At 51.1% G+C, this 6,000-nt stretch carries 6 protein-coding genes; 1 reads left to right on the top strand and 5 read right to left on the bottom strand.

The window, feature by feature from the left end; genetic code table 11:
• The first annotated feature begins 183 nt into the window (after positions 1-183).
• Entirely contained in the window at positions 184-468 is a 285-nt protein-coding gene (locus tag B5F07_RS08775; protein WP_087160899.1) for a hypothetical protein, read from the top strand.
• A gap of 65 nt (positions 469-533) precedes the next feature.
• Here B5F07_RS08775 and B5F07_RS08770 read toward each other — a convergent pair whose 3' ends face one another.
• From B5F07_RS08770 to B5F07_RS08750, 5 genes are all read right to left on the bottom strand, one after another.
• Entirely contained in the window at positions 534-1,175 is a 642-nt protein-coding gene (locus tag B5F07_RS08770; protein WP_087160898.1) for an ABC transporter ATP-binding protein, read from the bottom strand.
• 5 nt (positions 1,176-1,180) lie between these two features.
• The gene (locus B5F07_RS08765) at positions 1,181-3,559 is read right to left on the bottom strand and encodes a hypothetical protein (RefSeq protein ID WP_087160897.1); all 2,379 of its coding nucleotides are present in this window, start codon (positions 3,557-3,559) and stop codon (positions 1,181-1,183) included.
• A 187-nt stretch (positions 3,560-3,746) separates the two neighbouring features.
• Complete coding sequence (locus B5F07_RS08760) at positions 3,747-4,895, bottom strand: sensor histidine kinase (protein ID WP_087160896.1); 1,149 nt, start codon at positions 4,893-4,895, stop codon at positions 3,747-3,749.
• Positions 4,888-5,589, bottom strand: coding sequence for a VanR-ABDEGLN family response regulator transcription factor (vanR, locus tag B5F07_RS08755; protein WP_087160895.1), 702 nt, complete (start codon positions 5,587-5,589; stop codon positions 4,888-4,890). The genes B5F07_RS08760 and vanR overlap by 8 nt, the downstream gene beginning before the upstream one ends.
• A 45-nt stretch (positions 5,590-5,634) precedes the next feature.
• A complete protein-coding gene (locus B5F07_RS08750; protein WP_087160894.1) occupies positions 5,635-5,871 on the bottom strand; it encodes a hypothetical protein in 237 nt (78 codons plus the stop codon).
• Positions 5,872-6,000 lie beyond the last annotated feature (129 nt).

The raw sequence follows: 6,000 nt of genomic DNA, 5'->3' as shown, positions 1-6,000 counted from the left end.
ATCAAAAAGGAACAGGATTCCTTATATTTTGGCCATTTTTTGAAAGTTGTGAATAACAAAAGGCGGCAGATATATCTGAGGGGGATAATTCTGCGGAAACTCAAGAAGGTCAGTTATTGACACATACGGATAAAGTTGCTATATTTTTGTAGAAGGGGTGTACATTGAAAGGATGAATAAATTATGAAAAAATATGTAGAACCGAAAATGAATATCGTATCAGTGGCAATGGATGAGAATATCGCCAGCAGCTCTGACCCGTGCTCCCTGGGAAGATATTATTCTGCCAACAAGCAGGAATGTCAGAACTGCAAGCTGTATTATCATAAATATAATACAGTTCCGAACGGCATTGATTTCTCGGGTGCAAGCCTTAACTTCAGCAATGCTTATGGCCTGGGATACGCAGATAAAGAAAGCGCAATAAACGCAGCGGCCGGCATGAGTTGTCCGGAAGGGAAAGACTGACAACGCATACCGCTGTTTCCGCCAATATTCAACCCCCTGAGGCTCTGCCGCCGGCAGAGCCTCATTCATGCAAGTTCAATCACCCGGTCTGCCATAGAAGCAAGTTCCCTGCTGTGGGTCACCATGACAACCGTCTTCCTATACTGCCTGCACAGTTCTTTCAGCAGGGAGAAAGCCTGATATGCCGCAGCTTCGTCCAGTGCTCCGGTAGGCTCGTCCGCTAACAGCAGCTTACCGGGCTTCAGCAGAGTTCTCGCCAGAGCCACTCTCTGCTGCTCTCCACCTGACAGAGTATTTACAACAGCATTCTTCATTTTCCCAAGCCCTACAGATTCCAGTACCCGGCTGATCCTTTTTTCTTTCTCTCTCCGGGAAATTCCCACAAAATGCATGGCCAGAAGAAGATTTTCACATACCGTCATATCACTGACAAGGGCGAAAGACTGGAAGAGATAATTGACCGTATTTCTGCGCAAAAGCGTCGCCTTCCTGCTGCCGGGTTTCGGCACTTCCCTTCCGAAAATGCGGATGCTCCCGCCATCGTAATCCTCAAGAGCGCCTATGATATTCAGAAGCGTAGATTTTCCGCAGCCGGAAGGTCCCGTTATGGCTGTAAGTTTTCCCTCCTCGATCTGCAGATCTTCCTGTTCAAATATCACCCGTTTTCCGAATTTTTTCGTCAGATTTCTCACTTCTACCGCATACATATGTTTCACACTCCTTTAAAATACTGAATCATCTGCTTTTCTTCCATCCGCGACATATATCCTGCAAAAATGGCGCCCTGAACGGCTGCGGAAAAGAGAATCAGAAGGACTCCCGCCCGTGACTCCATGGCATATACTGCCAGAAACTGTATCAGAAAAACCACGCCCGGAAGCAGTGCCGGTCCCCTGCAGATCTGCCACGTCCCATATCCCAGGAATTTCTTCACGGCGATCTTCTCCTTATTCGCCATCCGGTAGACTGCGGCTAGGGTAAGAAGAAGTCCTGCGAGAATTACTGTCAGGACAAGGAATACACCTCCAAACCACAGGATTGTCGTCCGGAGCTGTTTCTGAATTCCGTCGATGTAATCCTGTACCGACCGGAAAACCGGCTGATTGTCTGACAGATGATATTTCCCCAGAAGTTCCGGGGATGTATACATTTCCGCTGTCTGCCTGTCTGCAAATTTCAGATAACCGGAAAGTCCGCTCACTCTCAGCCCCTCCGTCTCTGTATATTTCATATTTTCCGGCGTCACCACACAGATCACAGGAGCACTTTCGGTCAGCGCGCTTTCTTCCTCCTCCGACCAGGTAAACATCTCCTGCTCCGGTTCATAAAAGGCGAAAGCAAACTTCTGCTCCCGGGTAAATGCCGTCCGGATATCACCGCTGCCAATGCTCTTCGTATCCCGCTCCACGAGCCATTTTTTCATCCTTTCCGCCTCTTCCCCTTTCAGATCCGCAGGCAGAAGATAGAGTCTTGTTCCCTCCTCCGCCGCGAGCAGTTCTTCCCCGTCCAGCTCAATATTCTGCTGCCTTAAATAATTCGGCGACATGGTGAAAAGCCAGAGAGGCTCTCCCGGGACAGACGCGTAAGTTCTGCTGCTCTCCCAGGCATTCAAAACTTCCCTGTCATAGTATTCCGTATGAATCAGGTAAACGCCTTCCTGATCCGCGATCCCGGAATACCACTCCCAGAGATCCTGATCGAGACGGTTGGAGCCGCCCTGAAAAGATTCCCCGTCCTCTCCCACTGAAATGCTTCCAAGTACCTGATAGCCGGATACCTGGCTCCACCTGCCGGAAAGTTTTGCATTTTCATACAGGGACCGGGCCGGCTGATCCACGTACACTCCACAGAATACAAGTCCTGCGCTGACGGCGAGATAAGCGGCCGCTGCAAGGGCATAAAGCCTCTTCTTCGGGATGCGTCCCCGAATCGCATCCAGCGGTTTTGTAAACAGAATAACCACTGCTGCAAGGAACAGTTCTGCGCCTGTCAGAACCACATTTCCCGCTGCCGCCGCCAGGATAATTCCTGCCAGCATGGGCGAAAACACATTCCAACCGGACAGAAGATATCCTGCGACAGCGAGAAACGGGATTTCCGCCGCCGCGAAAAGAAGGAATCCCCGCAGAAGTACAATGGCAAATGCGGCAGGCGTCCACCCGAGCAGGGCAAGTTTTCCCTGTTTGCCGAGATTTTTCATCACCACCAGCAGGAAAAACACAATATTTAAAAAGATCTGGGCACAGAGGAAGACCAGAAGGATCATTCCCATCAGCCCGCTGTCCCTGACACTGCCGCCGCTTTCCCCGGTCAGGGACTCCTCAGTCACCTGGCAAACTTCGGAAAGAGTGCTTAATATCTCCTTCGCCTTCTGCTGCTGTACATCCTGCAGCTGCGCATCTTTCGAGAGCCCCACAAATCTGTAGACACCGTTTACCGTACCGCTTTTCTCAATCAGCGCCGGAAGCTTTCGCACCACTGCATTTCCCGCAAAACGGAATGTCGGAATATTCCCGACGCTTGAGGCACTTCCGCTGTCCACGCCAAGCGTACTTTCAGGATCCTCCACCGTAAGAAGGGAGCGGATCTTCTCCCCGTTCAGTACCTCGCAGTCCAGAAACCGGCAGTCAGGAAAATAAAGCTCCTTTTCTTCTCCCGCATCGGGATTTCCGTATATTCCAATCTGCCATCCTCCGTGGGAGCCGTCATCCAGGAGCACCTCGTCCGTGCGTACCAGGAACAGGTTCTCCCGGGCCGCAAGCTCAAACAGAGTTCCGGCTGCCTTCTCCTGAAGCTCCTCCGGCACATTCTTCAGATAGACAGTAAGCACATTTCCCTTTTCCTGCTGTGCCGCGCCGTCCGTGCTACCGTCCGTACAGCTGTCTGAATAGCTGACCGGATGACCGTCCGGATAACTGTCCGAATAACTGTCCGGATAATTGTCCGAATAATTGTCCGGATAACTCTGCCAGACATCCGAATATGCCTGACCGAGCAGAAAAATAGCAGTCAGAACAAGCAGGATGCCCTGCATAAATGTCAGAATACAGCCCCCGTATCGAATCTTCCCCAAAAACACCGGCTTTCTCATTTTTCCATTCCTCCCTGTCCGGAAGCCTGCAAAAAGGACTTCCCTTGCTGATGGTTTGATTATATCAGCACAGGAAGTCCCGTGTTTTTGTTTTCCCTTGTGAAGTTGTGATATTTTTCTGACACAAATCTTACGATTTTCTTACAATGAATGACCGATGCGGAACCTGGTTCTCCAGAAAGCGATTTTACGCCGGATGCTGTTCTATTTCCACATGACGCAGAGGGAGGTCGATCTCAAAGCGGATCTTCTCATCTGCACTGTATGCCGCGATTGTCCCGCCGTGCGCCCTCACGATCTCTCTCGCAATCGCCAGCCCCAGCCCAGCTCCGCCGCTGTCGCTGGAACGCGCCCCGTCCAGGCGGTAGAACTGCTCGAAAATCCGCTCCAGTTTTTCCTGCGGAATCGTCTGCCCGCGGTTTTCCATGCAGATCTTCACACTCTCTCCGGCTTTCTCCAGGGAGAACGAAATGCGGCTCTGCCTGTAGCTGTAATTGACCGCGTTCCGGATCAGGTTGTCCACTGCCCGCTCCATTTTGTCCGGATCGCAGGTGATCTCAATTCCTTCCGGTATATGAAGATCCCATTCCAGTTCCTTTTCCTTCAGAATCGGATTGAACTCAAAAGCGATCTGACGGAGCATCCGGCTTAAGTTTACAGATGAAAATTCCAGGGACAGCCGGTTGGTGGTAAAGCGCGTGATCTCGAAGAACTCATTGATCAGCTCCTCAAGCCGCTCCGTTTTCTCCCGTGCGATTCCGGTATACTTGACGACCAGATCCCAGGGCAGCTCCGGCTCATCCTCGATCAGCTTCAGATAGCCGATAATGCTGGTCAGAGGCGTCCGCAGATCATGGGCGAGATATACGAGAAGGTCATCCTTCTGCTTTTCCGCCTCCCGGGCTGCCTGCCTGCTCTCAAGCGCCTGCTCCCGCACCCGGTTGAGGTCGTCCTGTATCTCCTCCAGCCCGCCCGGCAGGACGACCGGGTGCTCCGTGGGGTGCGCAAGCTCACGCGCCGCTTCCGCCACATCCTCCAGGTCTTTCATGGGCCGAAGCATAAAACGGTAAATGATCCATCCGCATCCTGCCAGAGATCCCGCAAAAAATACAATATACATCAGAATCACCAGAACCGGACGGGCTGCCGTAAACGCCTCCGTATAGTAGAGACTGGAAGCCTCCACAATAATTACAGCCACCAGAATCAGAAAGAGGAAACCCATCTCGAATGCCAGAAGTGCCCCGAGAAGTTTTGCCGCGTTCTTCCCCGCCGCCTTGCTGTACGCTCTCTTCTCATTTTTGCCGAACGATTTCTTTTCTTCTCTTCTACTCAATGGTGTAGCCGACCCCCCAGACCGTTTTTATATATCTTGGTTTTCTGGCCGGTTCGTGCATCTTCTCCCTCAGGCGGGCAATATGCGCCATCACCGTATTGTTGCTGCTCTCCAGAAACTTTTCACCCCAGACTTTCTCAAAAAGTTCTTCCGCCGGAACAACACGTCCGTGATTCCTGCACAGATACCAGAGAATACTGAATTCAAAAGGCGTAAGGGTAAGCGCTTCGCCGTTCAGGGTACACTTGTGGCTCTCCTGGCAGATGTACAGCCCCCGGATATCGTATTCCTCCGGTCCCGCCGCTGCAGATTGTCCCGTATTGTACTGTTTATATCGGCGGAGCTGCGTTCTGACACGCGCCACAACCTCCAGGGGATTGAATGGCTTCGTAATATAATCGTCCGCCCCAAGGGTAAGTCCCTGAATCTTGTCAAAATCCCCGTCCTTTGCCGTCAGCATGATCACCGGAAACAGGTGCTTCTCCCGGATCTTCCTGCACAGTGCAAAACCGTCCATCCCCGGCATCATCACATCGAGAAGCGCCAGGCTGACCGGCTCACTCTCCACACATTTCTGCGCCTCAAAGGGATCATAGAACTTGCGGATCTCGAACCCCTCGTTTTTCAGATAGAGTTCCAGAAGATCCGCGATCTCTTTCTCATCGTCTGCGATCAGGATGATGTCCCTGTCCATGGGGAAAGTCCTCCTTTAACGATCAGTACTCATGTTTAATGCTGATTACTCATGCTCGAATCCCGCAAAGGAGAGCTCGCACCCTTTACCGATCCGGCTGAAAATATTTACGATCCGTGTCATTACATCCGGATATTTCTCCTTCTCCGTAGTCACAAGGATCTTCGTATTCTCCTCCAGAAATTCTGCCTTTTCCACATCTTCAATCCCACGGACCTCCTGCAGGATCTCCTCAGCCATCTCCTCTGTGATCTTCTTTGACAAACGATAGTATCTTCCCATTCCATAAACCTTCTTTCTTTAAGTTATAAGATTAGATCATGCTAACCTCTGTTTTTATTATAGTCTGCATAGGGGCTGCTGTCAAAGTCCTTCGGCATCCATTTGATATTTCCCTTGAAATTTTACAGA

Origin of the sequence: Lachnoclostridium sp. An169 (assembly GCF_002160525.1) — a bacterium.
Taxonomy (GTDB): Bacteria; Bacillota; Clostridia; order Lachnospirales; family Lachnospiraceae; genus Mediterraneibacter; species Mediterraneibacter cottocaccae.
Note: the sequence above shows the minus strand (reverse complement) of the source record. Positions and strands in the feature narration are given on the sequence as shown.